Genomic DNA, 26,498 nt, shown 5'->3' with positions numbered 1-26,498 from the left:
CCTGTCTCGCCTGGAGTCTGACCGCGTTCGTCGCGACGGTCACCGACAGCTACTGGGTCGCCACCGAACTCCTCCCCACTCTCGTCGGCGTGACCGTCGGTGCCGGCTTCCTGATCTTCGGCGGGGTCGGTGCGCTCGCCTGCGTCGAACGCGCCGCCTGACCCGTGCCCGGGCCTTCTGGTGTCGGTGCCCGCGTTACTGCCGTCGGGTCCGCCGCTGCTCCCGGCGTTGTTCCGAGGACGGTCCCGGAGACGCCGAGTCGCACCCAGCCGAGATACGGGATTCTGACCCGGGCGGTCCCGACGATCCAGCTTGGTTTGACCGGTCCACTCCGACTGATACCGTTCACCTGATCGTAGCGGCGGTTGGCGTCTCCCTTCGTCACGAACCCGGCGTGTGGCGCCGGGCAGTTGGGCGTCTCGACGCAGTTGTCTCCGACGACGTAGTCGGGGTTCGCGCGGTCGTACCAGTTCTCGCCCTCGTCGACCCAGAACTGCGCCCGGTGGATCACCGGCGGTCCCGCGCCCCCGGGTTCGTCGTAGACGATCACCGAGCCGTGGGCGCCGAACTTCCAGTAGCCGACCTCACGGCCCGCCGACCGGGGGACGACGCCCGACCCCTCGTGGGCGGCGTCGGGTGTGAACCGCCCGGTGTCGGTGATAAACACCAGGTCGCCCTTGTGCATGTGCGGCTCCATGCTCCCGCTCTCGACGGCGACCATCGGCGGCCACACGCCGCTGAGGGCAAAGAGTAACAGCCCGATGGCGACGACGGCACCGACGCTCAGTGCCGTTTCACGGACGACCAGGCGGAGCCCGTCGTTTCTCGACAGCCGATCGAGCGTCCCTCCGGGACCCCGACGCTGCTCGGAGTCGTGGTCCGTCTCCCGGTCGGGCGGTCGCGGACCGTCGTCGGCACTCATCGGTGGGCGTTTACCGTCACCGGAGTTGAAGCTTCTGGACGGCGGGGCCTTCCAGCATGCTTTTGCCGGCGCTCCCCGTGCCTCCCGTGTGCCCCTCGAGACGCCAGCCCGGATCGTCCGGGAACTCGCCCGCCGTGGCTACAACGCCGAACGCGAAGCGGTGACGCTCCTGGCGGGCGCCGCCGACCCTGCGACGGCCGTCGACGCCGCCGTCGAGACGGCTCCCGACGACGCACTCCGTCTCACGACCGACCACGTCCGCTCGGCGCTGTCGGTCGCCAACGACGAGCCGTCCCCGGAAGCGGCCGCCGGAACAGGGACTCCCGACGCCACGTCCCCCGACACTGCCCCCCCCGACGCCACGTCCCCCGACACTGCCCCCCCCGACGCCACGTCCCCCGATTCCGCACGTACCGCCCCCACCTCCGACGACACCACCGCTTCAACTCCGAACAAAAATACAGATATTTCCACGACAAAAAGCGGTACTCCACCTGAAACAAAGGGGTCTCCGGACTCGGCAACCCCGGCTCGCCAGCCCGAACCACCGGCGGTCGTCGGTGACATCACCGGCCGGAGCACCGGTACCGGCGAGTACGGCGACTTCGTCTCCGTGTTTCGCGACCGCTACGAGAAGCTTTCGGGACAGCTCAGGGGGCGAGTGAACCACCGCCCGGCGTCGGCTATCGACGACATGCCCGGCGGGAGCGACGTGGCGATGATCGGGCTGGTGAACGACATTCGCTCGTCGGCCAACGGCCACTGGATCGTCGAACTCGAAGATACGACCGGGACCTTCCCCTGTCTGGTCACGAAGGATCGGGATATCGCCGACCTGGTCGACGAACTTCTCCTCGACGAGTGTGTCGCCGTCGAGGGCACGCTCTCGGACGACGCGGGCATCGTCTTCGTGGACGCGCTCTACTTCCCCGACGTGCCCCGGACGTATCGGCCGAACACGGCCGACCGCCACGTGCAGGCGGCGCTGATATCCGACGTCCACGTCGGCAGCCAGGAGTTCATGGCCGACGCGTGGGAGCGCTTTGCCGACTGGCTCCACACCGAGGAGGCCGCGGCCGTCGAGTACCTGCTGATCGCGGGCGACATGGTCGAGGGGGTCGGCGTCTACCCCGATCAGGACGAGGAACTCGACATCGTCGACATCTACGACCAGTACGAGCGGTTTTCGGAGCATCTCAAGGCGGTTCCCGGCGACATGGAGATCGTGATGATTCCGGGGAACCACGACGCCGTTCGGCTCGCCGAACCTCAGCCGGCCTTCGACGAGGAGCTTCGCGACATCATGACCGCCCACGACGCACGGATCGTCGGGAACCCTTCGACGGTGACCGTCGAGGGCGTCTCGATCCTGATGTACCACGGCGTCTCACTGGACGAGGTGATCGCCGAACTCCCCGAGGCGAAAGCGAGCTACGACGACCCTCACCGCGCGATGTACCACCTGCTGAAGAAACGCCACGTCGCCCCGAAGTACGGGGGACACATGCGTCTGGCCCCCGAGGAGCGGGATTACCTCGTGGTCGAGGACGTTCCCGATGTCTTCCACACCGGTCACGTTCACAAGCTCGGCTACGGGAAGTATCACAACGTCCTCGCGGTCAACAGCGGGTGCTGGCAGGCACAGACGGCCTTCCAGAAGAGCGTCAACATCGACCCCGACGCCGGCTTCGCTCCTATCGTTGACCTGGACACGCTGGATCTGACGGTCCGGAAGTTCGCCTGACGGCGACGAACGGCGCTCAGGTTGGATCGAGCCGGTAGCGCACCGTCGACTTCCCGTCGAAGGTAGGCCCGCGTCCGTCGTGCTCGAAGCCGGCCGCTTCCGCGGCCCTCCGGACGGGGTCGTCGTCACTGATCGCTAGCACTTCGACGGTCATCCCCTCGCTCGTCGCAAAGCGGACGGGTTCGCCGAGCAGTCGCTCGCAGGCCGTCTCGGTCCCCGCCAACTGCGTCACGTGGACAGTCCCGTTTCGGACGTCGAAGCTAACGAACCCGTCTACGTCGCGGGCCTCGTCGTCGTCGGCGTCGGCGTTCGGACCCGCCGCCGTTGGCTCGCGCACCGCGACCCGGACCGTCCGGTCGTGGATCAGGTTCCTGACCACGTCGGCCGGCACGTCCGCGATGGCCGAGAGCGCGTCGGCGTCGGCCTCGACCGCGTCACGCACTTCCATACCCGCTGTAGCGGCGGGAGCCGCTTAAACGCTCGCGTGGGGTTCACGCTTCGCCGGCCCCGAGTTCCCGCTCGCCGGCCGTTCCCCGCCGCTGTCGTCTCCGCGCTCGTTCCTCCCGTAGGCAAGTGAACACAGTTATTACCGTCCACCTCGCTACCCCATGGCATGATTGCGTACCGGTCGGAACCCGCGGAGGCTCCACGATGCGTGTAGTGGCGAAGTTCGGCGGTACCTCGCTGGGCAGCGGCGACCGCATCGAGCGCGCAGCCGACACTGTCGCGAAGGCGGTCACGGAGGGCCACGAGGTCGCCATCGTCGCGAGTGCCATGGGCTCGACGACCGACGAACTCCTCGAAGAGATCACGTTCGAGGCGGAGGACGCCGACCGCGCCGAAATCGTCAGCATGGGCGAGCGGACGAGCGTCCGCATGCTGAAGGCGGCCTTGGCCTCCCGCGGCGTCGAGGCCATGTTCGTCGAACCCGGCACGGAGGCGTGGCCGATCATCACCGACGAGTACGGCGAGGTCGACGCCGAGGAGACGCTCCGACGCGCCCAGTCGCTCGCCGACGACCTCGACCACGTCGTCCCCGTCATCACGGGCTTTCTCGCCCAGACTCTCGACGGCAAGGTGACCACGCTCGGCCGCGGTGGCAGCGACACCACGGCCGTGATGCTCGGCAAGTTCATGGAGGCCGACGAGGTGGTCATCGTCACCGACGTCGAGGGCGTCATGACCGGCGACCCCCGGGTCGTCGAAGGGGCGCGCAACGTCGGCAATATCACCGTCGACGAACTCCGGAATCTCTCCTTTCGGGGGGCCGAGGTGGTCGCTCCCAGCGCGCTCTCCTACAAGGACGAGGAACTGACGGTCAGGGTCGTCCACTACCAGCACGGCAACCTCCTGACTGGCGGCACGAAAATCGAGGGTCAGTTCCAGAATCTCATCGACATGCAGGACGAACCCCTCGCCTGCATCACCGTCGCCGGCCGCGCCCTGCGGAACCGGCCGGGCATCCTCGCCGACCTCGCGGAGGCGCTCCGGAGCGAGAACATCAACATCGACGCCGTCGCCAGCGGCATGGACTCTGTCACCTTCTACGTCAACGAGGATCTGGCCGAGGACGCCGAGTATATCCTCCACGAACAGGTCGTCGAGGACGAGACGCTCTCCTCGGTGACCGTCGAGAGCCGGTTCGCCGTCATCCGGGTCACCGGCGGCGAACTTCCGAACCGCCCCGGGATCATCTTCGACATCGTCCAACCCGTCTCCGAGGCCGGCATCAATATCCACGACTTCATCACCTCGGCCACCTCGGTCGCCATCTTCGTCGACTGGGCGGACCGCGAGGAGACCCTCGAAATCGTGCAGGAACAGACGATCTGAGGGGAACGACTACCCCCCGTCGTACAGACGCGTCCCGATCCGTTCGGGCAATCCTGCCTCCTTCACCGCGTCGACGACGGCGTCGATGTCGTATGCGACGCGGCGTTCCTCGACTGTCACCCCGTCGCTGCCCGCCTCGTCGCCCACCTCGACCACCGCGTATCCCGCCCGCGGATCGCCATCCCGTGGTTGGCCGACGCTCCCCGGGTTCATCACGACTCCCGAGTCGAAGACACGGTGACCCTGGACGTGGGTGTGGCCTGTCACCAGCAGCACCTCCTCGTCGAGCATCGCCGCCGAGAACTCGTCGGGGAAGGTGTATCGGTCGGGGTCGGCAGGGTGGCCGTGGACGAGTTTCACCCGGCCGTCGGCGACGGTCCGCGTCGGGGGGAGGGCGGCCAGCCACGACAGCGCGTCGTCGTCCAGTCGCTCGCGGGCGTAGTCGACGCCCGCCGCCGCCATCGAATTGAACCGAAACGGCGTGTCACCGGCGACCGCCCGGTCGTGATTGCCCATCACCGTCGGAATCGACCGTTCGCGGACCGCCGCGACGCAGTCGGCTGGCCACGGGTTGTAGCCCACTACGTCGCCCGCACAGACCAGTTGGTCCACGTCCGGCAGGTCGTCGAGGACGGCTTCGAGGGCGACTCGGTTGCCGTGGATGTCGGAGATAACGCCGAGGCGCATGGCGTCGCTTGCACACGGCGGCGGTTAGGCCTTGCCGTGACCCCTGCCCTCGGCCCAACGCTTAGAACGGCTGTCGCCGTAACAGACACCGTGTCCGCTCCCGCCACCGAGTCCGTCCCTCCCACCGATCCGGACGACGTTCTCGACCAGCGCATCGTCCGCCTCGAACTCGGCGTCGCCTGTTTGACGTTCGTCACCGCGACGCTGTCTCGACGAGCGGCCTCCCCTCGACTGGCTGGTGGTCCGTCCCTCTCGTGGCACTGGGGTGGAGTCTCCTCACCGCCGCCGCGGACCGCAGCCGTCTCGGTCGCTATCTCCTGTATTCCGCCGCCGTCCTCGCCGTAGTCGGCATCGTCTGGTGGGTGGCGACCGGGTCCGACCCGCTCCCGGCGATTCCACTCCTCCTCTTTGGCCTCGCCATCGGATTCGCCGCCAATCGACTGCTGTTCGGCGTGATTCGCCCGGTTCCTGAGGTACGCCGGGCACGGCAGCGAAATAGTTAAGATCCGGTACGAAGACGTATCACGTATGCGTCGACTCGCTGCGCGGACGGGGTCACCCCTCCGGAGCAGCGGGACCGTCGGCGGCGTCGCTCGCCTCGCCATTATCGGGGCTCCCCAGTAACGCCCCACCTCACTATCCTCTGTTCTCGGCCCGTTCGAATCGCTTCGGAGTGACGCCGTCGGTCTGGCGGTCGTGGCGGTCCAGACCCCCCAATCCACCAGATGTCAAACCAATCGGCACCGGCGCAGCACGCGGACGACGTATCGACAACGACTTCCAGAACCGGCGGCGAGGCGGCCGTCGCGACGCTCGAACGGGCCGGTATCGACCACCTGTTCGGCGTCCAGGGCGGGGCGATCATGCCCGTCTACGACGCCCTCTACGACGCGCCAATGGACCACGTCACCATGGCCCACGAGCGGAGCGCGGTCCACGCGGCCGAGGCGTACGGCGCCGTCTCCGGTTCGCCCGGTGTCTGCCTGGCGACGTCCGGCCCCGGATCGACGAACCTCGTTACGGGACTGGCCGACGCCAGGGCGAACGCCGCTCCCGTCCTCGCCCTGACCGGCCAAGCGCCGTCCCACCTCATCGGGCGGGACGCGTTCCAGGAGGCAGCCACGATTGGCGTGACTCAGCCGGTAACCAAGACGAACTACCTGGTGACCGACGTCGACGCGGCCGGCGACACCGTCGCCGAGGCGTTCGCCCTCGCTCGTGCGGGCCGCCCCGGTCCGACGCTGGTCGACCTCCCCAAGGACGTCACGCTGGCGACGACCGAGCGCTCGCCGGCCTCTCCGACGGAGACCGACGCCCCGACGCGTGTCGATCCGGCGTCGGTGCGGGCGGCCGCCGAGGCCCTCGCATACGCCGAGCGTCCGGTCGTCCTCGCGGGCGGTGGCGTGATCTCGGCCGAGGCTAGCGACGAACTCCAGGCGTTCGCGACCGCACACGGTCTCCCGGTGGCAACGACCCCGTTGGGCCTGGGCTCGTTTCCGGAGGACCACTCGCTCGCCCTCTCGGTTGCGGGGACCGACGGCACCGCGACGGCGAACCTGACGCTTGCCAACGCCGACCTCGTCCTTGCCGTCGGGACGCGCGTTGCCGACCGGCGCCCGGGTAGCGAGTCGATCGCTCCCGCCGCCGAGTTCGTCCACCTCGGTGTCGACGCCACCGCGACGAATGGGGGTGTTCCGGACGATTCGCTGGTCGGCGACATCGGGACGCTCCTCGGCCGACTGTTCGACGCGATGCCCCGATCACCGGCCTTGGCGGCGTGGCGGGCGCAGTTCGAAGCGTGGCGGCGTGAGCACTCGCCTGACGATACGCCTACGGACGGATCGCTGCATCCACGGGCCGTCGTCGAAGGCCTCGACGAACTGACCCCCGACGACACGCTCGTCACGGCCGGCGGCGGTCGACACCGACTGTGGGCGATGCGGTACTGGACCTTCGGGCACCCGCGGACGTGGCTCGCCCCGAATGGACTAGGCACGATGGGCTACGGACTGCCCGCGGCCATCGGTGCCTGCGTGGCCACCGGCGGCGACCGGTCGGTCGTCTGCTTCGAGGGCGACGACTCGTTTCTGACGACACAGCAGGAACTGGCCGTGGCCGTTCGCGAGAAGCTCGATCTGACGGTGGTCGTCCTGAACGACGCCGACCCCGGGTCGGCCTGTCGGTCCGGAGACAACTCGTCCGCGGACTCCCGGACGGCACCGACACGTGCTGGCGTCCCGCAGTTCGACGTCCTCGCCGAGGTGTTCGGTGCTCAAGGCTTTCGTCTCGACGACCCCGACGATGTCGAGCGAACGCTTGACGCGGCGCTGGCCGTCGACGGCCCGTCGGTCGTCGACGTCCACCTCGACCCCACAGTGGCTCCCGACGCTACTCCCCGTTGACGACGGCCGTCTCGATGCCGTCGTCGACGGCGACCCCCGCCGCACAGACCGCATGTTCGAAGTCGAGGTCGTACGCCTCGCGGGCCGCCGCCGTGGCGTCGTCCGCGTCGAAGCCGAACGCCCGCGGCCGATTTTCTTCGTAGGTGGCGACGAGGGTCGGCTCCGTAACCTGTTCGACCACCAGCGCGTTCCGGCGGACGATACCCACCGTCGCCGCATCCGGCCCGACGACCCCGGCGACCCGTGGGGTGTCGTAGTCGTCTTTCTCGTAGTCGAGCGAGAGCAGGGCCGTCGCCAGCGCGTCCCGTGCCGGATAGCCCAGATCGAGTTTCTCCGTCACCGGATCGACGTGCGAGCCGTTACCGAGCACCGCCTGCCCCTCGCTTTCCCGCACGCAGTTGTACGAGACGTACGGGTTGTCTGTTTCGGGTGCATCGGGCGTGGGCGCGACGGTGAGCGCGTCGTCGCGTTCGACGATCCGACGGTTCGGGAACGACCGGGAGGAGACGCGGTAGGCGCCGATTCCCGGGCCGACGACGACGAAGCGGCCAATGTACATGCTCGACCCTTTCGTCACCGGCTACGTGGGTCTTTCTTTTCCCGCGGGAGCCGCAGAGAGTGACACCGCCGCGCCGTCGGACACCCTGTTCCCACCGATTGAAAACGACGCGCCGGTTTTTCCTTTCGCATCGTTGACTATTCTTGGTATGAGTTCGTCGTACCAGACCCTACTCGGCTCGGAGATGGACGAAGCCGAAATCGACGAGTTCCTCACGCGGACCGGTGTGGGGGTGCTCTCGATGACCGCCGACGGCGTGCCCTACGGCGTCCCGCTATCCTTCGGCTACGACGGCGGCCATCTCTACTTCCTGTTCGTCGGCCGCTCCGCGGAGCTCAGAAAGGAAACCTACGCCGAGCGGTCCAACCAGGCGAGTTTCGTCGCCTTCGACGTCGACTCCGGGGGCACCTGGCGGAGCGTCATCGTCGCGGGATCGCTCGACCGGATCACCCCCGGAGAGTGGGACGCCGCACGGGCGGCACTGGCCGACAACGCCTTCGAGTCGGATCTCCTCTCGGCACATAACCTTCAGGAGCATCCCAACGTGTGGGCACTCGATATCGAGGAGCGGTCGGGGCGGGCCGTCGACGCGGAGTGAATCCCACCTGCGCCGGCCCTGCCCGCGTCACCGCCGTCTGACCCACGCCCTCTTTACCCTCGCCATCAATCTCCCCGCGTATGGCACTCGCCGCGACGGTCCCCGCGTGGCCGGCTGTCGGATCGTTCGCGGCCGTCGCCGGGACGCTCGTGCTCGCACGGTACGTCCTCGCCTACCGCGACCGGCCGGGGGCGACGTGGTTTCTCGGCGTTCTCCTCGCCCAGTCGGTGTGGTGTGGCGCCTACGGCGTCGCCCTGCTGACCTTCGACCCAACGCTCCGGGTCGTGCTCGAATCGCTCGTTTGGGCCGGAACCGTCTGGACCGGTCTCGCGTTCCTCGCGTTCGCGCTCGAATACACGGGCCGGGGCGATGTCGTCTCCGGTCCGGCGTTCGGGACCGTCGCCGCCCTCGGCGTCGCCGCGACGGGACTCGCCGTCACGAACCCGCTCCACGGCGCGATGTGGACTGGGTTTCGACTCGATCCCGTTTTCGGCGTCGCGACGGCGGCGTACGCCCTCGAACCTGCCGCCTACCTGACCATCGGCGGGGCGACGCTCGCGGTCACCGTCGGGGTCGTCCTCCTCGTCGACACCTTCCTCAACTACGGCCCGCTCTACCGCCGCGAGACGGCTGCCGTCGCGGTCAGCGCCCTCCCGCCCGGCTTTGCGTTGCTCGCCTGGGCCGGCGGCCTCGGCCCAATCCCCCAGTTGAACCTCGCGCCGGTGATGTTCGTCCCGCACGTCGCCCTCGACGCGTACGCCTTCGGCCGCGCCGAACTGTTCGAGCGCGACCCGACGACACTCCGTGCGGCCGAGCGAACCGCCATCGACGACCTCGCGGACCCGATCATCGTCGTCGACCGGGAACGGCGGGTCGTCAGGTGTAACGCCGCCGCTCGGTCGGCGTTCGTCGACGGGGCCGCCGGCGTCAGCCCCCTCGATAGCCCACTCGACGAGACGGTGGGCGTCGACATCGACGCCGAGGGAGACCCGGACCCGAACGTCATCGAGTCCACCGTCGACGGCGAGCGCCGGACGTACGCGGTGTCGGCGTCGCCGCTCCGCGACCCGGGCGACACCCACGTCGGCTGGACCGTCGTCTGCTCGGACGTCACCGACCGAGAGCGCCGCCGCCAGCAACTCGAAGTGCTCAACCGCGTCCTCCGGCACAACCTCCGGAACGACGCGGGCGCCGTCCACGGCTACGCCGAGATTCTCGTCGACCGACTGGACGACGATGCGACCCGGGATATGGCCGACACCATCGAGCGCCGGTCGGCCGCCCTCGCCGCTCTCGGCGACAAGGCTGGGACCGTCGAACGCCTGATCGACGGCGAACGGCCACAGTCCGTCGACGTCGAGGCGACCCTCGACGACGTCGTCGCCGCGGCCCGCGAGGCCCACCCGGGCGCAGACCTCGCTCTCGACGTCCACACCGGCGTCACCGCGTCCCTGTCGAAGCGCGCGCTCGTCGCCGCCGTCGAGAACCTCGTCGAGAACGCGATCCGCCACCACGACGGCGCAGGTGTCGAACGTCCGGACGGTGGCGCGTGGGCCCGCGTCGTCGTCGACCGGGCCAACGGAACGTTGCTCGTGCGGGTTCTTGACGACGGTCCTGGCATTCCCGACGCCGAACTCGAAGCGGTCGAGGCCGGCGAGGAGACGGCCCTCCGTCACGGCTCCGGTCTCGGCCTGTGGATCGTCCACTGGGCGGCCGGGGCACTCGGGGCCGAGTCGACGTACACCGACCGGGGCCCTCGCGGGACCGTCGCAACCCTGCGGATTCCGGTTGAGTGAGGTTGGCGGCACGAAACGAGCGATACCGCCACCGACACGCCGGTCGCCGGCCGCCCAAAGAGCCTTGAGCGTTCCCGCCCGAATTTGCTCCCGTGTTCGATCCGTCGGAGTACGACGCGAGCGAACTCCGCTCGCTCGCCGGCGACGACGCCGACGCGGACGTCAACCTTCCCCCAGTCGAGGGATCGGGCTACCGGCCGGCCGCACCCGACGAACCCTCCCGCGCCCAGTGCGAACGGCTGGTCGCCATCGGCGGCGTCGATCCGGCCGCCCTCGGGGAGCGGCCCTACCTCTCCGCCTTCCCGAACGCGGCTGCGGCCCGCCGCGTCGGGCGCGACTGGATCGCGTACCTCGTCCGAACCGCGGGCGAGACGGCGACGCGGGACGCTATCGACCGCTACCGCGCGCTCGGCTGGCTCGGCGAGGACGCCGCGGCGACACTCGACGCCCGCGTCGCCGACGCCGTTGCCGCTCTCGACCCCGGTGACGGCGAACTCGACCGTGCGGATCACCTCCTGAGCTTCGCGCACGTGGTTCGGTTGCTTGGCGTCGACGACTGATCGGTCCGGCCCGTCCCGCCACACGACTCACCGCCGCGAGGACGGCACGGAATGGCGGTCCCCCGAGGTTTCGGTCCCCTGCGGTCCGCTCCGACTTCGCAACACTCATATGCGCTTCGCGGGTAGTAGCTGGTGTCCACCGGACATCACCGTCCGGGACTGTCAGTCCCATGGGGTAGCGGCCAATCCTGAAGCCTTCTGGGGGCTTCGACCCAGGTTCGAATCCTGGTGGGACTACTCGACATTCTCACACAACCGGCAGTGACGCGTGTCGCGTCGACCGGGATTCTGTCCCGCCTCGTCGGCTCTAGCGTGTTCGGAATGAACGAGCGCTCACAGTAGTTGTCTCCGATTCGATTTTCGGAACTGAAAACCGGCCACGTGGTTTTTATATCGCCGAACGGCCGAAATTCGTGTATGAACGTTCTTTCGCTGCTCGGTGGAGACAGCCCCTCTGGGGCAGGGGCCGAACCGACGGACGACGACCCGGAACCGAACGCGGACGGGGCGGGGACATTTGACGTCGGATTTCGGGCGATCCTCGATCACATCGACACGCCGATTTTCGTTCTCGACGCCGACGGCGACGTCGTCAAGTGGAACCGTGCGCTGGAGATGCTGACCGGCGAGAATCAAGAGCGGGCACGACAACTCGCCCGCGAACACGGAGTGGTCGGCCCGGCGTTCTACCACGACGGACGCCGAGCGGAGACCCTCGCGGATAAGATTCTCGCGGCCCCCGAGAGCGCGGACGAGGAGTACGGTGTCCCACGGGTCGACGACGTCGGCTACACCCTCTACGCCGACGAGAGCGTGATGAAGGACGCGAACGGTGACGACCGCCACATCGAGTTCAACGCGGCGCCGCTCTACGACGACGACGGGAACGTCGAGGCCGTCGTCGAGATGATTCACGACCGCACCGAGGACGCCCTGAAACAGGCGGAACTCCGCGAACTCGTCGGCGAACTCCAGTCTACCATGGGGGCAATCGAGAACGGTGACCTCGGCGCTCGTGCCTCGCTCGACGACCCGGCGTTCGTCGACGATGATCTGCTGGCGGTGACAGACAGTCTCAACGAGATGGCGGCACACCTCGAGGAGATGATCGGCGGCATCGTGTCCGTCGCCGACGAACTGGTCGACACCAGCGAGGCCCTCAGCAGTACCGCCGAGGAGGTGACCAGTTCCATCCAGGAGATCGACTCGTCGAGTGGTGAAATCGTCGCGGGGACGGACGACCTCGCGACGAAGGCCGAACAGGCCAGCGAGAACATCGCGAACCTCTCGGCGTCGGTCGAGGAGGTGAGCGCCTCGGCCAGCGAGGTGAACGACCAGTCCGAGCGTGCGGCGTCGTTGGCGGCCGCGGGCGCCGACGAAGTGACGGAGGCAATCGACCGGATCCGGAGTGCGGCCGCCGCCGCCGACCGGATCGAGGACGATATCGACGACTTGGAGGATCAGATGGACGAGATCGGTGACATCTCGGCGTTCATCTCCGATATTGCCGACGAGACGAATCTGCTGGCACTGAACGCGAACATCGAGGCCGCCCGCGCCGGGGGCGGTGGCGACTCCGCCGACGGTGACGGGTTCGCGGTCGTCGCGGACGAGATCAAGTCGCTGGCGGAGGACTCACAGAACGCAACCCAAGATATCGCGGAGATTATCGAGGCGACACAGGCACAGACCGCGACCGTCGCCAAACGGGTCGAGGAGACGATGGCGGAAGTGACAGAGGGGGTGGCCGCAGTCGAGGAGGTCGTCGCGGTTCTCGACGACATCGACGCGGCGGCCGAGGAGGCCAGCGAGGGGGTGAGCGAGATCAGCGATGCGGTTCGGTCACAGGCCGAGGAGGCCGAGGCGGTGAACGTGGTCGTCGAGGATACGTCCGCCATGTCCGAGGAAATCGCGAGTTCCGTCAACCAGATCTCGGCGGGCGTCGAACAGCAGTCCTCGGCGATGGAGGAGGTGTCCACGATGGCTCAGCGGGTGAACCGGTCCGGGACGAAACTCCACGAACAGGTGGCGGTGTTCGAGACGGCGGGGGCGCCGGCCGACGGCGTCGGGAGCGGGTGACGGCGACACCACGGCCGACACAGCGTATATCCGTCGGGCGTCGGTCGTGGGCGTATGCGCTCTCGCCGTGCCGTCCTCGGAACCGCCGCGTTCGCCCTGACCGGCGCCGTGACCGGGTGTCTCTCCGCCCCGCGGACCGATCCCGACCCCATCGACGACGACGGCCCCCCGCCGTCGGCGGCCGCCACCGTGCAGTTCCGGGGCGGCCCGCGACGCCAAGGGGTCTTCCCCGACGCGACGGTCCCCGTCGACCCAGCCGTCGAGTGGGTCCACCGAGGCGTGAACACGGGCGATCACACGGCCGCGAAGGCCAGTCCCGTCCCGGCGCCGGACGGGGACGTCGTGGTTCCCGGCGACGACGGTGTCGTCCGCCGGGTCACGCCCGCCGGAGATATCGTCTGGACCGCCGCCGTCGAGGAGACGGCGCGCGGAATTCACGGCACTCCCGCTCTCGCCAACGAGACGGTCTACGTCGGCGCGTACGACGGCGCGCTCTACGCGTTCGACCTAGCGACTGGCGAGCGGTTCTGGCGTCGGAGCCTCGGTGACGCCATCGGATCGAGTCCGGGGTATCACGACGGGGTCGTCCACATCGCCGTCGAGTATTACGAGCCGAGTGGCGCGATGTTTGGCGTCGACGCCGTCACCGGTGAGGTGGTGTGGGACGACCGGCGGCCGACCGACCACCCCCACTCGACGGCCGCCATCGACCCCGCGGCCGGTCGGCTGGTGGTCGGCGCCAACGACGGTCACCTGTACGCCTGGACGTATCCTGACCTGTCGTTCGCGTGGTCGTTCGAGACGGGCGACGCGATCAAAGGACCCGTCGCCATCCACGACGGGAGTGCCTTTTTCGGCTCCTGGGACCGGCGCGTCTACCGTGTCGACCTCGCGGACGGTCGCCACGAATGGGCCGCCGAGACCGACGGGCGCGTGATGTCCGGTCCAGCAGTCGAAGCGGCGACGGACACCGTCTACGTCGGCAGTCACGACTCGCGGTGTTACGCCTTGGATGCCGCGAGCGGTGCCGTCCGGTGGACGTTCGACACCGGCGGCCGGATCACCGGCTGTCCGACCGTCGCCGGCGATCACGTCCTCGTCGGCTCGTACGACCGCTCCTGCTACGCGCTCGACAAGCGGACCGGCGACCGCGTCTGGGCGGTCGACGGCGTCGGCGACGTGACGAGTACGCCGGTAGTCGTCGATGGGGCTGTCTACTTCGCCGACCGCGCCGCCGAGTCGTTCCTCGACGGCGGCGACGGGCGGGCCGGCGGGGTGTACAAGATCGGCGCGGCCTAGGGGTTCCCGGGCGCTCTCACGGCTCCGCGGGACGGAGGGCCTAAGCCTCCGACGAACGTACCCCCGCCAATGAGTGAGGCATTACTGGTCGTCGCGCACGGCTCTCACCTCAACCCCCGGTCGAGCACGCCGGCACAGGACCACGCCGACGCCATCCGGGCCGCAGGCGCGTTCGCCGAGGTTCGGGAGGCCTACTGGAAGGAGGAGCCGTCGTTTCGCAACGCTCTCCGGACGGTGGCCGCCGACGAGGTGTACGTCGTCCCGCTGTTCGTCAGCGAGGGCTACTTCACCGAGGAGGTGATCCCGCGGGAACTCCGCCTCGATTTCGACGTCACGGACTGGGGTTCCGACGGCACGAGCGCCGACTCGGTCACGCTCCGTCCCACGGACGTGGACAAGACCGTCCACTACTGTGGCCCGGTCGGGACCCACGACGCGATGACCGACGTGATCGTTCGCCGGGCCGAGACGGTCACCGGTGACTCGGCGGTCGGTGAGGGCGTCGGACTGGCAGTCGTCGGCCACGGCACCAAGCGCAACGAGAACTCCGCGAAAGCCATCCAGTACCACGCCGACCGGGTGCGTGACCGCGACCGGTTCGCGGAGGTCCGGGCACTGTTCATGGACGAAGCGCCCGAAGTCGACGACGTGACCGACCACTTCGAGAGCGAGGATATCGTCGTCGTCCCACTTTTCGTCGCCGACGGTTACCACACCCAGGAGGACATTCCGGCGGATATGGGTATCGCCGACGACGACGGGTACGCGGTTCCGGCGCGCCTCGACGGACACGACATCTGGTACGCCGGCGCCATCGGGACGGAACCGCTCATGGCCGACGTGATCCTCGAACGCGCGGCCGACGCGGGCGCCGACGTCGACGCCGAGATGCGAATTTCACGCGCGCCGACGGCCGCCGCCGACGGTGACTGAGATGTCGGACGCCGACCCCACGCCCGTCGACGCGCTCCGCGAGGCCGCCGCCGATGGCGTCGACTTCGACGGTCTCACGGTGGCGCGCGACGCCGACGGCTTCCGATTCGCCGTGCCCGACGCCCGCTACGACGGTCTCTCAGCGAGCGAGTTGGCCGACGCCGTCGACCGACACCGCCCGCACGTCGAGAACTGGCTGTTCTGGCACCAGCACGCCCCCCAGCGCCAGGCCGAGTGGGCGTTCCTCCGGTGGGTTGAGCGGGCGGACGACCTATCGGTCCCCGAGCGAGACGCCCGACTCCGCGACGCCGACGGGATCACTCGCGAGTGGGGACAGGTTGCCGTCACCGCCCGCGCGGCCGAGGGTGGCCGTCGTCGCTACGAACTCCGACACGTCGACGACGCCGACGCCGACCGGTCGGCGCTGACCGTCCACGCCGACCCCCACGAGGCGCGCCGACTCCGGAAAACCGACGATGACGGCGACTACCGGCCGCTGTCGACGGCGCCGACGCTCCCCCACGGATGGGTGTTCGTCGACCTCGACCCCGCGGCGGCGGTGCGGGCCGTCGACGGCCTCTATCCGGCGACGGTCGCCAACTGGCACCGCGAGCGCGAGGGGACACTCGATGTCACCCACTGGCACGAGGCCGTCTCGCGCCAGACCGGTATCTACGGCGTCGTGGAGACGTGGGACCGGGGTGACGGCCACGACCACGTGAACTGGGTCGCCGAGGCCTGCTGTGACGACTCCCAGTGTCTCAAGCGCCGCGAGTGGGAGTACGACGACGAGACGCCGCTGGATGTTGACGGCGGGGACCGACGGTCCCCGGGCAGTCGGCCGGAGGCCGACGACAACCGGACGCAGTCCGGTGACGGCGGGACGGGTGTCTTCCCCTGTCGAGAGCCGTGCTCGCTGGTGATCGCCGCCGCACGCAAGTGGACGCGACTGGAGGCCGAACAGTCCCGTACCTACGAGTTCGACCTCACACCGAGCGAGAAAGAACAGGTCGAGGCGATCATCGACGCCGTCGCCGACGGCCGGGCCGGCGAGATTCGTGACGCCGACACGGGCGACGACGCCAACCGCTACCGGGCGCGCTATCTCCGCGCCAAACTGTTCGACGACGCGGGCAATCTCTGTGGCGTGCCGACGGACGCCGACGAGTAACCCCCAACCCGCCGCTCGTCGCTCCGTTCATCATCTGCCAACAACAACGATTAGTACGCTCGTATCCACATCTAGATGTACACAGCAATGACGGACGACACACCCTCCCGCGGTACGGAAGACGCGGACGACGACACCCTCGCTTCCGACGGTGGCGCGACGGCCGATAGTGGCGCGACGGCCGATAGTGGCGCGACAGCCGACAGTGGCGCGACGCCCACCAAGACCGGCCCGAAGTCAAACGAGGACTGGTGGCCGAACCGGCTGAACCTCGATATTCTGGACCGAAACGCCCGAAACCTCGGCCCGTACGGTGACGACTTCGACTACGGTGAGGAGTTCCAGAAACTCGACCTCGAGGAGGTGAAAGCCGACATCGAGGAGGTAATCACGACCCCACAAGAGTGGTGGCCGGCCGACTACGACCACTACGGGCCGTTCATGATCCGGATGGCGTGGCACAGCGCCGGGACGTACCGCGCCGCTGACGGCCGCGGCGGCGCGGCCGGCGGTCGACAGCGCTTCGCGCCGATCAACAGTTGGCCCGACAACGCGAACCTCGACAAGGCGCGCCGACTGCTCGAACCGGTCAAGCAGAAGTACGGCCGCAAGCTCTCGTGGGGCGACCTGATCATCCTCGCGGGGAACGTCGCCGTCGAATCGATGGGCTTCCAGACCTTCGGCTTCGCCGGCGGCCGCGAGGACGACTTCGACGGCGACGACGCCGTCGACTGGGGTCCCGAAGACGAGTGGGAGGCCAGTGACCGGTTCGACGAACCCGGCGAGATTCAGGAGGGCCTCGGCGCGTCCGTGATGGGCCTCATCTACGTGAACCCGGAGGGACCGGACGGCAATCCGGACCCGATGGCCTCCGCGAAGAACATCCGCCAGACGTTCACTCGGATGGCGATGGACGACAAGCAGACGGCCGCTCTCATCGCCGGCGGACACACGTTCGGAAAGGTCCACGGCGCCGAGAACCCGGACGAGGCACACGGTCCCGAGCCGGAGGCGGCCCCGATAGAGAACATGGGCCTCGGCTGGCAGACCGACGACGACGTCAAACGCGGTGGCATGACCACCAGCGGCATCGAGGGTCCCTGGACGTCCGCGCCGACCGAGTGGGACATGGGGTACGTCAACAACCTGCTTGATTACGAGTGGGAACCCGAGAAAGGGCCGGGCGGCGCCTGGCAGTGGAAACCGAAAGACGGGGAAGCAGTCGAGGCGGCACCCGACGCACAGAACCCCGACGAGGAGGCCACGCCCATGATGCTCACGACGGACATCGCGCTGAAGCGCGACCCCGAGTACCGCGAGATCATGGAGACGTTCCAGGAGAACCCGATGGAGTTCGGGATCAGCTTCGCGAAGGCCTGGTACAAGCTGACCCACCGTGACATGGGGCCGCCCGAGCGGTTCCTGGGTCCCGAGGTCCCCGAGGAGACGATGGTCTGGCAGGACCCCGTCCCCGACGCCGACTACGACCTCGTCGACGACGCGGCGGTCGCCGAACTCAAGGAGACGATCCTCGAGTCGGAGCTTTCCACCGCCCAGCTAGTCAAAACCGCCTGGGCGTCCGCGTCGACGTACCGCGATAGCGACAAGCGCGGCGGCGCGAACGGCGCCCGGATCCGCCTCGAACCGCAGCGAAGCTGGGAAGTGAACGAGCCTCAGCAACTGGAGACGGTGCTCGACACCCTCGAGGAGATTCAGGGTGAGTTCAACGACTCCCGGTCGGACGACACGCGCATCTCGCTCGCCGACCTGATCGTTCTCGGTGGCAACGCGGCCATCGAGGAGGCGGCGGCCGAGGCCGGCTACGACGTCGAGGTCCCGTTCGAGCCGGGACGCACGGACGCCTCGGCGGAGCAGACCGACGCCGACTCGTTCGAGGCGCTCAAGCCCAGGGCCGACGGGTTCCGCAACTACCTCCGTGACGATATCGACCGGCCGGCCGAGGAACTGCTGGTCGACAAGGCGGAGCTACTGGATCTGACGGCCTCCGAGATGACGGCGCTGGTCGGCGGCCTGCGCACGCTGGGTGCGACCTACCAGGACTCCGACCTCGGCGTCCTCACCGACCGCCCGGGGACGCTGACAAACGACTTCTTCACGAACCTGCTCGACATGGACACGGAGTGGCAGTCGACCGCTGATGACGACCCCGTGTTCGAGGGCGTCGACCGGGACACCGGCGAGGTCCGGTGGGAGGCGACCCGCTTCGACCTCGTTTTCGGCTCCAACGCCCGGCTTCGCGCCATCGCGGACGTCTACGGCTCCGAGGCCGAAGAGGAGCAGTTCGTCGAGGACTTCGTCGAAAGCTGGAGCAAGGTGATGCGACTCGACCGCTTCGACCTCGACTGATCGCGACCACGACGCCGTCGTTCCCGTCGTAGCCGGACCGGATCGGTGCCGCCTTTTCACGTCTCGCGTTCGACCCCGTAGTGACTCGTGAGGCAGTCAACCCGTTCGACGACCTGTGGTGACCGTCGAGCGCTGTCGGCGCTTGTCACTCGACGATGTCGACACCGCGGATTTCGAAGCGAGCGCCGCCGGCCGCTCCCTCGGTCACGCCGAGTGACCACCCGTGGGCCTCGGTGACCTCCTTGGCGATGGCGAGGCCGAACCCCGTTCCGTCCGTGTCCGTCGAGTAGCCGCTCTCGAAGATTCGCTCGCGTTCGTCGTCGGGGATGCCGGGGCCGTCGTCGGCGACGTAGAACCCCGAACCGTCGGCGAGCGTGCCGACCGTCACCGTCACCGGCCCGTCCGTCGACCCGTGTTCGACCGCGTTTTGGAGGAGGTTCGTCAGCAGATGTCGGAGCCGCCCCGGATCGCCCCGCAGCGTCAGTCGCGTCTCGACAGCGAGGTCCGCGGCCGGTGCCTCGACGTTGTACCAGCAGTCCTCGACGAGGTCCGCCAGCGCGACCGATTCGATTTCGTTCACCCGTTCACCCTCCCGTGCCAGCCTGAGGAGGTCCGTGATCAACTCCTCCATCCGGTCGAGTGCCCGCGCCGCCTCGTCGAGGTGGTCGCTGTCATACGCCTCGCGGGCGATTTCGAGGCGCCCTTCGGCCACGTTCAGTGGGTTCTGGAGGTCGTGGGAGACGACGCCGACGAACTCCTCTAGCTGGTCGTTTTTCCGTTCGAGTTCCGCTTCCCGGCGCCGGCGCTCGGTGATGTCCGTGGCGATCCCGATCACCTCGGAGACGGTGCCGTCGTCGTCGAAGATCGGCTGATACTCCGTCTCGAAGAACCGGTCATCGATCTCCTGTACCATGGTGACCGCCTCGCCGTCGAGGGATCGCTCGATGGCGTCGATCACTTGCGGCTCCCCTGCGTAGCGGTCGAGCGCCGACTCGCCGACCACCTCGCCGGGTTCGAGACCGAGCGTCGACAGTTCGCGCCCCTCCGACAGGGTGAAGACGCCCTCGGCGTCGAGCGCGAACAGCACCACCGGCACGTTCGAGGCCACCGTATCTAGCCGCTCTTTGGTCTCTTTCAGGTCGCGTTCTCGCTTCTTTCGTGCGGAGATGTCGCGGCTGATGGCGACGAACCGCCCTTGCCCCTCCAGGTCGAGGCGCCTGACGTGAACCTCGACCGGAAACGTCGACCCGTCGCGCCGGCGATAGACCACCTCGAAACGGCGCCTGTCGCCGGCGCCCATCCGCTCCCAGACCGTCCGCAACTCCTCCGGGTCGACCGTCTGATCCAGGTCCCACACCTTCATGCCGGTGAGTTCGTTGGCGTCGTATCCAGTCTCCTCGCACAGTCGGGGGTTCGGATCGACGATGTTTCCCTCGGTGTCGTGGACGTTGATCATATCCGGTGATTCTTCGAAGAGGGCCTCCAGCCGAGCCGTACTCCGCCGGAGCCGTTTCTCGCGTTCCTCGCGCTCGGTGACGTCCTGGAACTGTGAGAAGGCGGCGAGCATGTTCCCGTCGTTGTCGGTCACGATCCGATTGTGCCACTCACAGACGATCCGTTCGCCGTCCGGGCGGACGTTCTCGTTGACGCTCCGGTAGCCGCCCCGATTCGCCAACAGGGCATCGACGACGTCGCCGACATGTTCGACCTCGGTGTCGGGGATGATCCACCGCCAGGACTTCCCGCGCAACACCTCGGCGTCGTAGCCGAGAATCTCCACGGCCGCCTCGTTGACGCGGGCGATTTCGAACTCGTCGTTCCACTCGATCACCCCGAGCGGCGACTGCTCGAAGAACAGCGAGAGCCGCTCGCGGCTGGCTTCGAGTTCCCGACGCGAGCGGTACTGCTCCACCGCGTTTCCCACCCTGTTCGCGAGGACGGTGTACTGACTCGGTCCCCCACCTTTCTCGAGGTAGTCGGTGACGCCCGCGGAGATGGCCTCGCTTGCCACCTCCTCGCTTCCCTTCCCGGTGAAGAGAACGAACGGGACGTCGGGGTGGTTCTCCCGGACAGATTCGAGAAATTCGATGCCGTTCTGCCGGGGCATGTCGTAGTCGGAGACGATACAGTCGATCCCACCTGCTCGGACCCGTTCCAGTCCCTCGGCGGCGCTGCCTGCCGTCTGGACGTCGAATCGCTCATCTTCCCGCTCTAGAAACTCGGCCGTCATCTCGGCGAACGCTGAATCGTCGTCGACGTGCAACACCTGGATCGGTGTCCCCATCTCGTCCTGATATTGGGGTGCGGTCGTCAAAGTCATTCCGACGGTTGACGGGCCGTGACCACCCGTTTCGCCGGGGCGTGTTAGCCGTCCGTCTCGTCCAGGGCACGGCCCGGCCTGTCCCCGTCGGTCTCCGTCGGCTCGATCCCGCGGCGGCGGGCGTCGAGCGACGACAGGCCGTACACCAGGCCGGTGAGCGTGACGACGCCAACCGGAAGCAAGAGCCACGGGTTCACGCGGGTGACGCCCCAGACGAGCAACAGGGCCGCCGCGACGATGACGACGGTAACGGCGTAGTACAGTTGTGTGCGGACGTGATCCACCAGATCGGCCCCGGTGAAGGTCGCCGAGAGGACGGTCGTATCGGAGATGGGCGAGGCGTGATCGCCGAAGATGGCGCCGGAGAAGACGCTGCCGACGACTGCCGCCACCATGGCGTGGCCGCCGGTCAGGTCCCAGGCGACGGGGACGGCGATGGGCGTCACGATGCCCATCGTCCCCCAGGAACTCCCGGTCGAGAAGGCGATGAACGCGCCGGTGAAGAGTACGACGACGGGCAGAAGCGCGGGGTCGAGCACCTGTCCTGCGATCCGACCGACGTACTCCCCGGTGCCGAGTGCCTCGACGACGTTGCCGATGGACCACGCGAGCACGAGGATGGTCACCGCGGTGAGCATGAGACCGAACCCGTCGATGGTGGTGTCGACGCTCTCGCCGAGCGAGAGCCGACCGGTCGTGATCCCGATCCCGTACGTCGAAGCGACCATGCCGAAGGAGCCGAAGATGAGCGCCACCGCGTAGTCCGCGTCGACGATGGTGTCGTAGAGCGAAGCATCGGGGCTGTACCCGGTGTACAGTGCCGTCCCCAGCGTGACGGCGATCAACACGCCGATGGGGAGAAAGAAGGCGAGCAGCTTCGGGTTCTCGACGTTCGGCTCGCCGAGTTCGGCGGCGACATCCTGCATCGGCCGGGCGTCCTCACGGGTGACCTCCCCCGTCGTCGTCGCACGGCGCTCGGCGGTGAGCATCTCGCCGTAGTCTCGGCCGCTCAGGACGACGATGCCGACCATCGCCACCGCGAGGATGGCGTAGGTGTTGTACGGAATCGACCGGAGGAAGACGGCGAAGGCGTCGGGCACCTCGCTCGCCGCGAGGCCGGTCGCCTCGTAGCCCGACTCGATCATCGACAGTTGGAAGGCAACCCACGAGGAGATGCCGAGGGTCGCCACCGGGGCCGCCGTCGAGTCGACGAGATAGGAGAGTTTCTCCCGCGAGATGCGCAAGTGGTCGGAGACGTCACGCATCGTGCTCCCGACGACTGCCGTGTTGGCGTAGTCGTCGAAAAAGAGGAGTATCCCGAGCAGCCAGGTCACAATCCCGACCTTCCGCCGGGTGTCGAGGCGGGCGATGGCCCAGTCACGCACCGCGTGTGAGCCGCCGAGCTGCCAGATCATCGCCACCGCCGATCCAAGCAGGAGCGTGAAGATGAGAATCTGCGCGTGGAAGGTACTCTCGCCCACCGCGGCGGCGATCCAGTCGAAGGTCTGTCCCAGTCCCACGCCACCGGTGTAGATGACGCCGCCGGACCACACCCCGAGGAACAGCGACAGCACCGCCTTTCGTGTGATGATCGCTAGCCCGATGGCAAACAGCGGGGGAACGAGCGAGAGCGCGCCGAACTCGGCCATACTATCCGCTATGGCGGCACCCTGTTAGTAGTATACGGATCGGGATCGTTCTCCCCGCGCCCGTTCGTGGTTGGATTTATACCGGCAGCGGCCGTATCACAGGGTATGGTTTCTTCCGGCGACACCGCACCCACCTTCACGGCGACGCTCGGCACGGCCGATCACGAACCGTTCGACCTCGCGGACCACCTCGGCGACGGGCCTGTCGTTCTCGCCTTCTTCCCCGGGGCCTTCACGCCGCCCTGTCGTAACGAGCTGCTCGGCTTCCAGGAGCGTCTCGGTGACTTCCACGACGCCGGCGCCACCGTCCTCGGCGTGAGCGCCGACTCGCCGTTCTCACAGGGAGCGTTCCGCGAGGAGCACGGCCTGGAGTTCGACCTCGTGAGCGACATGGCCGGCGACGCCATCCGGGCGTACGACCTGGAGATGTCGATCCCTGATCTCGGCCTCCACGGCATCGCCAACCGCGCCGTGTTCGTCCTCGACGACGACGGCGCCGTCACCTTCAGCTGGGTGGCCGACGATCCGACGAACGAACCCGACTACGATGCCGTCCTCGACGCGGTCGAGGCGGCCTAAGCCAGCCGACTCACTCTGCCGACTGTTCGGACCGCGCGAGCACTCGCTGTGTCATCGCTAGCCCACCGACGACGGTCCCCTCCTCGTCCCGGACGGGGGCGACGTGGGCCTCGAACCGCCGTTCTCCGTACTCGAAGCCAAAACTCGTCTCCTCGCCGTCGAGTGCCGCCCGGTAGTGATCCAGAAACCGCTGTCTGAACGTCGCGGAGTGGGCCTCGGCGAGCGCCTCCCCTTCCAGCGCCGCCGGCGAAATGTCCAGGTCCTCGAACACCGCGCCGCCGACGACCGTATACCGAAGGTCGGTATCGAACAGTGCCACCGCGCCGTTAGGGAGCGCCTCCGCGAGCGTTCGGTAGTAGTGTTCCTTGCGCCGGCGGTCGGCCGCCTCGCGACTCTCCAGTCGCCGTTTGGTGTCGGCCGCGCCGAGGGCGCTGCTCGTCGTCTCGCCGAGCTCCGCGAGGACCGTCCGCTCTACCTCGCCGAAGGCGTCCGGCCGGTCGGCGTAGATGGCCAGTACCCCTCGGTCCCCGTCGCCGTATCCGAGCGGGACGACTGCCATCGACTCGAAGCCGTAGCGCTCGGCGGCGTCGTGCCAGGGTTCGATGTCGGGGTTCGAGACCAGATGCTGGACGACCTGGAGTTCGCCCGTACGGAGCGCCTCCCCAACCGGCCTCGCGCCCCCCGGCCGCTCGTCACATCGGACGGTCACCTCGTCGAGGTAGGCCGCGGCGTCGCCCGCCGAGGTCCGTGCCGTCACCGTCGACCCGTCCGGCTTGCCGATCCACGCGAAGCAGTAGGGATCGGCGTCGGTCAGCGACCCACAGACCGCGCGTTCGACCGCTGTGGTCGTCTCGGCCGCCACGAGCCGCCGGTTGACCTCCCTGATCAGCGTGTTGATGCGCTCCTGTCTGATTGCTCGCGCTCGCGCCCGCGAAGCCTCGACTGCGTTCTCGATCCGATTTGCCAGAATGGTGTAGCCGTCGGCACCCGCCCGCTTCCGGACATAGTCGGTGACGCCTGCGGAGATGGCCTCGCTCGCCACCTCCTCGCTCCCCTTGCCCGTAAACAGAATGAACGGAAGGTCGCCGTGTCGCTCGCGGACGGTCTCGAGGAATTCGACGCCATCCCGGCCGGGCATGTCGTAATCGGAGACGACACAGTCGATTTCGGTGGCGGCCAGTCGCTCTAACCCCTGGGCGGCCCCCATCGCCGTCTCCACGTCTAGTCGCTCCGACTCCCGTTCGAGAAACGTCGACGCCAGCGATAGGAAATCGGAGTCGTCGTCGACGTGTAACACCCGAATCGGGTTGGTCGTGGCACTCATCGAAGCTTCTACCCCTCTCTGGGGGGGTGGACGTATAAGTGTTTGACTGACTTGACCGTAGCAACAGTCATCGCTTCACGGCCGCCCGAAGCGTTCCGAGCAGCGTCGTTTCGGTTGGTTCGAACGCTCGGAGCTGGGCGGCGTCGGTGAACGCCGAGCGGGCGAGGAGGAGGCTCGTCGTCATGCTGGTCAGCCCGCCCGCGGCGAAGATCATCCCCATGATGACAAACTGGTACTCGGCGGCGTAGATCGGGTTGGCGCCGCCGAGGATCATCCCAGACATCATCCCGGGGATGTACACCAGGCCGAGCGTCCGCATCGCGTCGACGACGGGGATGAGAGAGGCCCGCACCGACTCCGTGACGAACTCGGAGATGGCCCGTTCCGGGGGCACCCCGAGCGCGAGGACGGCCTCGATTTCGGCGCGATTCGACGCCACCTCGCCCTGGAACCGATCCAGCGTCAGCGAGTTGGTCTTCATCGCGTTGGCGATGATCATGCCTCCCACGGGGACGAGATTGCGCACCGTCCGCTCGATGGCGCCCGCCGCGACCATCGTCACGATGACGACCGAGGAGCCGAGCGCGAGCGAGACCACGGAGATGCGGAAGGCGTTGGGAACGCCGTCGCCGCGCTTGCGCGACTCCCAGGCGGCATAACAGACCATCGCCGCGAGCAGGAGCGCGGAGTACGAGAGTGGGACCGCAAAGAGTGCGCCGATGAGGACGCCCATCGCGAGCACCTGGATGAACCCGCGGACGAACGAGCCGCCGAGTTCCCGTTCTAAGTCCAGATTTCGGAGCGAGGAGACGGCGACGACGACGGCCGCGAGCGCCGTCGCGGCGGCGACTTGGACGAGGCCGCGCACGACCACCGGATCGGTCACCCGGTCGGGGACGGCGATCACGCGATCACCTCCCGTGGGGTGCCCACGTCGACGATCCGTCCGTCGGCGACGCGGGCCACCCGGTCGGCCAGTCGCGCCGCCTGTCGCTCGTCGTGGGTGACGAGAATCGCCGTCCGCTTTCCGGCGGCGAGGAGGTCGGTCAGCAGCCGCTCGATGGCGGCTTCGGCCTCGCTATCGAGGCTCGCCGTCGGCTCGTCGAGCAGGAGCACGTCGGGGTCGTTGGCGACGGTCCGTGCGATGGCGACCCGCTGAGCCTCGCCGCCCGACAGGTCGCTCACGTCGCGGTCCGCGTAGCCGGCCAGCCCCACGTCGGCCAGCAACTCGGTGACTCGCTCCTCGGCGACGGACTCGCCGCGGAGCCGCGGCCCGATGGTCACGTTCTCGCGGACGGTGCCGTCCCGGAGTGCCGGCTGTTGGGGCACCAGTCCCACCCGCTTCCGGAGCGTCCCTGGGTCGAGGCTCCGGTAGTCGGTGCCATCGAGGGACACCGTCCCGCCAGTCGGCTCGTTGAGCCGGTTGAGCAGGCGGAGCAACGAGGATTTTCCGGCACCCGAGGGGCCGACCACGGCCACCGTCTCCCCGGCGTCGACGGCGAGGGAGACGCCGTCGAGGATGGTGTCGCCGTCGACTTCGTACCGTAGTTCGTCGGCGCGGAGTTTCGTCATTGGTGGATCGGCGCTGTATCGGAGTTATACGACACCGTCGCGCATGAACGTTCGGCCTCCCCCGACGGTCGAGTCCTGGGAGCGTCACCTGCCGGGAGCGGAAC

General features: G+C 68.1%; 22 protein-coding genes and 1 tRNA gene. 14 read left to right on the top strand and 9 right to left on the bottom strand.

Going from position 1 to position 26,498, the window contains the following annotated elements; translation table 11 throughout:
* Positions 1 to 49 precede the first annotated feature (49 nt).
* The gene (locus NO878_RS09870; RefSeq protein WP_256405819.1) at positions 50 to 922 is read right to left on the bottom strand and encodes a S26 family signal peptidase; all 873 of its coding nucleotides are present in this window, start codon (positions 920 to 922) and stop codon (positions 50 to 52) included.
* An 88-nt stretch (positions 923 to 1,010) separates the two neighbouring features.
* On the opposite strand from NO878_RS09870, the gene NO878_RS09865 reads away from it, so the two are divergent.
* Positions 1,011 to 2,666 (top strand): DNA-directed DNA polymerase II small subunit, encoded by a 1,656-nt coding sequence (locus NO878_RS09865; protein WP_256405818.1) that lies wholly within the window; start codon positions 1,011 to 1,013, stop codon positions 2,664 to 2,666.
* A 16-nt stretch (positions 2,667 to 2,682) separates the two neighbouring features.
* On the opposite strand, the gene NO878_RS09860 is transcribed toward NO878_RS09865, so the two are convergent.
* Positions 2,683 to 3,114: a hypothetical protein gene (locus tag NO878_RS09860; protein WP_256405817.1), complete on the bottom strand. Its 432-nt coding sequence runs from the start codon at positions 3,112 to 3,114 to the stop codon at positions 2,683 to 2,685.
* Between the two features lie 203 nt (positions 3,115 to 3,317).
* Here NO878_RS09860 and NO878_RS09855 point away from each other — a divergent pair, with 203 nt between their 5' ends.
* Complete coding sequence (locus NO878_RS09855; protein ID WP_256405816.1) at positions 3,318 to 4,499, top strand: aspartate kinase; 1,182 nt, start codon at positions 3,318 to 3,320, stop codon at positions 4,497 to 4,499.
* A gap of 9 nt (positions 4,500 to 4,508) precedes the next feature.
* Here the strand turns inward: NO878_RS09855 and NO878_RS09850 are convergent, their stop codons facing one another.
* On the bottom strand, positions 4,509 to 5,186 hold the full coding sequence (locus NO878_RS09850; protein WP_256405815.1) for a metallophosphoesterase family protein: 678 nt from the start codon (positions 5,184 to 5,186) through the stop codon (positions 4,509 to 4,511).
* A gap of 254 nt (positions 5,187 to 5,440) precedes the next feature.
* Here NO878_RS09850 and NO878_RS09845 point away from each other — a divergent pair, with 254 nt between their 5' ends.
* Both NO878_RS09845 and NO878_RS09840 read left to right on the top strand, forming a co-directional pair.
* The gene (locus NO878_RS09845; RefSeq protein WP_256405814.1) at positions 5,441 to 5,689 is read left to right on the top strand and encodes a hypothetical protein; all 249 of its coding nucleotides are present in this window, start codon (positions 5,441 to 5,443) and stop codon (positions 5,687 to 5,689) included.
* Positions 5,690 to 5,911: 222 nt separating this feature from the next.
* The gene (locus NO878_RS09840) at positions 5,912 to 7,588 is read left to right on the top strand and encodes a thiamine pyrophosphate-binding protein (protein WP_256405813.1); all 1,677 of its coding nucleotides are present in this window, start codon (positions 5,912 to 5,914) and stop codon (positions 7,586 to 7,588) included.
* On the opposite strand, the gene NO878_RS09835 is transcribed toward NO878_RS09840, so the two are convergent.
* Positions 7,575 to 8,147: an IMP cyclohydrolase gene (locus tag NO878_RS09835; protein WP_256405812.1), complete on the bottom strand. Its 573-nt coding sequence runs from the start codon at positions 8,145 to 8,147 to the stop codon at positions 7,575 to 7,577. The genes NO878_RS09840 and NO878_RS09835 overlap by 14 nt on opposite strands.
* 148 nt (positions 8,148 to 8,295) lie before the next feature.
* Here NO878_RS09835 and NO878_RS09830 point away from each other — a divergent pair, with 148 nt between their 5' ends.
* The 9 genes from NO878_RS09830 (at position 8,296) to katG (ending at position 18,950) form a co-directional block, all read left to right on the top strand.
* A complete protein-coding gene (locus NO878_RS09830; protein ID WP_256405811.1) occupies positions 8,296 to 8,745 on the top strand; it encodes a pyridoxamine 5'-phosphate oxidase family protein in 450 nt (149 codons plus the stop codon).
* 80 nt (positions 8,746 to 8,825) lie between these two features.
* Positions 8,826 to 10,541, top strand: coding sequence for a sensor histidine kinase (locus NO878_RS09825; RefSeq protein ID WP_256405810.1), 1,716 nt, complete (start codon positions 8,826 to 8,828; stop codon positions 10,539 to 10,541).
* Between the two features lie 92 nt (positions 10,542 to 10,633).
* On the top strand, positions 10,634 to 11,101 hold the full coding sequence (locus NO878_RS09820; RefSeq protein WP_256405809.1) for a FlaD/FlaE family flagellar protein: 468 nt from the start codon (positions 10,634 to 10,636) through the stop codon (positions 11,099 to 11,101).
* A gap of 164 nt (positions 11,102 to 11,265) precedes the next feature.
* A tRNA-Gln gene (locus tag NO878_RS09815) sits at positions 11,266 to 11,338 on the top strand.
* A gap of 180 nt (positions 11,339 to 11,518) precedes the next feature.
* The gene (locus tag NO878_RS09810) at positions 11,519 to 13,180 is read left to right on the top strand and encodes a methyl-accepting chemotaxis protein (RefSeq protein ID WP_256405808.1); all 1,662 of its coding nucleotides are present in this window, start codon (positions 11,519 to 11,521) and stop codon (positions 13,178 to 13,180) included.
* 54 nt (positions 13,181 to 13,234) lie between these two features.
* Positions 13,235 to 14,479: an outer membrane protein assembly factor BamB family protein gene (locus NO878_RS09805; RefSeq protein ID WP_256405807.1), complete on the top strand. Its 1,245-nt coding sequence runs from the start codon at positions 13,235 to 13,237 to the stop codon at positions 14,477 to 14,479.
* A gap of 69 nt (positions 14,480 to 14,548) precedes the next feature.
* Positions 14,549 to 15,412 carry a CbiX/SirB N-terminal domain-containing protein gene (locus NO878_RS09800; protein WP_256405806.1) on the top strand — a complete coding sequence of 288 codons (864 nt, stop codon included), beginning with the start codon at positions 14,549 to 14,551 and terminating at the stop codon, positions 15,410 to 15,412.
* Position 15,413: 1 nt separating this feature from the next.
* Positions 15,414 to 16,583 (top strand): DR2241 family protein, encoded by a 1,170-nt coding sequence (locus tag NO878_RS09795; protein ID WP_256405805.1) that lies wholly within the window; start codon positions 15,414 to 15,416, stop codon positions 16,581 to 16,583.
* An 87-nt stretch (positions 16,584 to 16,670) separates the two neighbouring features.
* Entirely contained in the window at positions 16,671 to 18,950 is a 2,280-nt protein-coding gene (gene katG / locus NO878_RS09790; RefSeq protein ID WP_256405804.1) for a catalase/peroxidase HPI, read from the top strand.
* A 145-nt stretch (positions 18,951 to 19,095) separates the two neighbouring features.
* Here katG and NO878_RS09785 read toward each other — a convergent pair whose 3' ends face one another.
* Both NO878_RS09785 and NO878_RS09780 read right to left on the bottom strand, forming a co-directional pair.
* A complete protein-coding gene (locus NO878_RS09785) occupies positions 19,096 to 21,234 on the bottom strand; it encodes a hybrid sensor histidine kinase/response regulator (protein WP_256405803.1) in 2,139 nt (712 codons plus the stop codon).
* An 80-nt stretch (positions 21,235 to 21,314) separates the two neighbouring features.
* Positions 21,315 to 22,919, bottom strand: coding sequence for a Na+/H+ antiporter NhaC family protein (locus NO878_RS09780; RefSeq protein WP_256405802.1), 1,605 nt, complete (start codon positions 22,917 to 22,919; stop codon positions 21,315 to 21,317).
* 105 nt (positions 22,920 to 23,024) lie between these two features.
* Here NO878_RS09780 and NO878_RS09775 point away from each other — a divergent pair, with 105 nt between their 5' ends.
* Positions 23,025 to 23,498, top strand: a complete 474-nt coding sequence (locus NO878_RS09775) for a redoxin domain-containing protein (protein ID WP_256405801.1) — start codon at positions 23,025 to 23,027, stop codon at positions 23,496 to 23,498.
* Between the two features lie 10 nt (positions 23,499 to 23,508).
* Here NO878_RS09775 and NO878_RS09770 read toward each other — a convergent pair whose 3' ends face one another.
* The 3 genes from NO878_RS09770 to NO878_RS09755 form a co-directional block, all read right to left on the bottom strand.
* Positions 23,509 to 24,822 carry a response regulator gene (locus NO878_RS09770; protein ID WP_343218057.1) on the bottom strand — a complete coding sequence of 438 codons (1,314 nt, stop codon included), beginning with the start codon at positions 24,820 to 24,822 and terminating at the stop codon, positions 23,509 to 23,511.
* Positions 24,823 to 24,889: 67 nt separating this feature from the next.
* On the bottom strand, positions 24,890 to 25,729 hold the full coding sequence (locus NO878_RS09760; RefSeq protein WP_256405800.1) for an ABC transporter permease: 840 nt from the start codon (positions 25,727 to 25,729) through the stop codon (positions 24,890 to 24,892).
* Positions 25,726 to 26,394: an ABC transporter ATP-binding protein gene (locus tag NO878_RS09755; RefSeq protein WP_256405799.1), complete on the bottom strand. Its 669-nt coding sequence runs from the start codon at positions 26,392 to 26,394 to the stop codon at positions 25,726 to 25,728. The genes NO878_RS09760 and NO878_RS09755 overlap by 4 nt, the downstream gene beginning before the upstream one ends.
* Positions 26,395 to 26,498: the final 104 nt, after the last annotated feature.

The organism is Haloplanus ruber, from assembly GCF_024494725.1.
GTDB classification, from domain to species: Archaea; Halobacteriota; Halobacteria; order Halobacteriales; family Haloferacaceae; genus Haloplanus; species Haloplanus ruber.
Note: the sequence above shows the minus strand (reverse complement) of the source record. Positions and strands in the feature narration are given on the sequence as shown.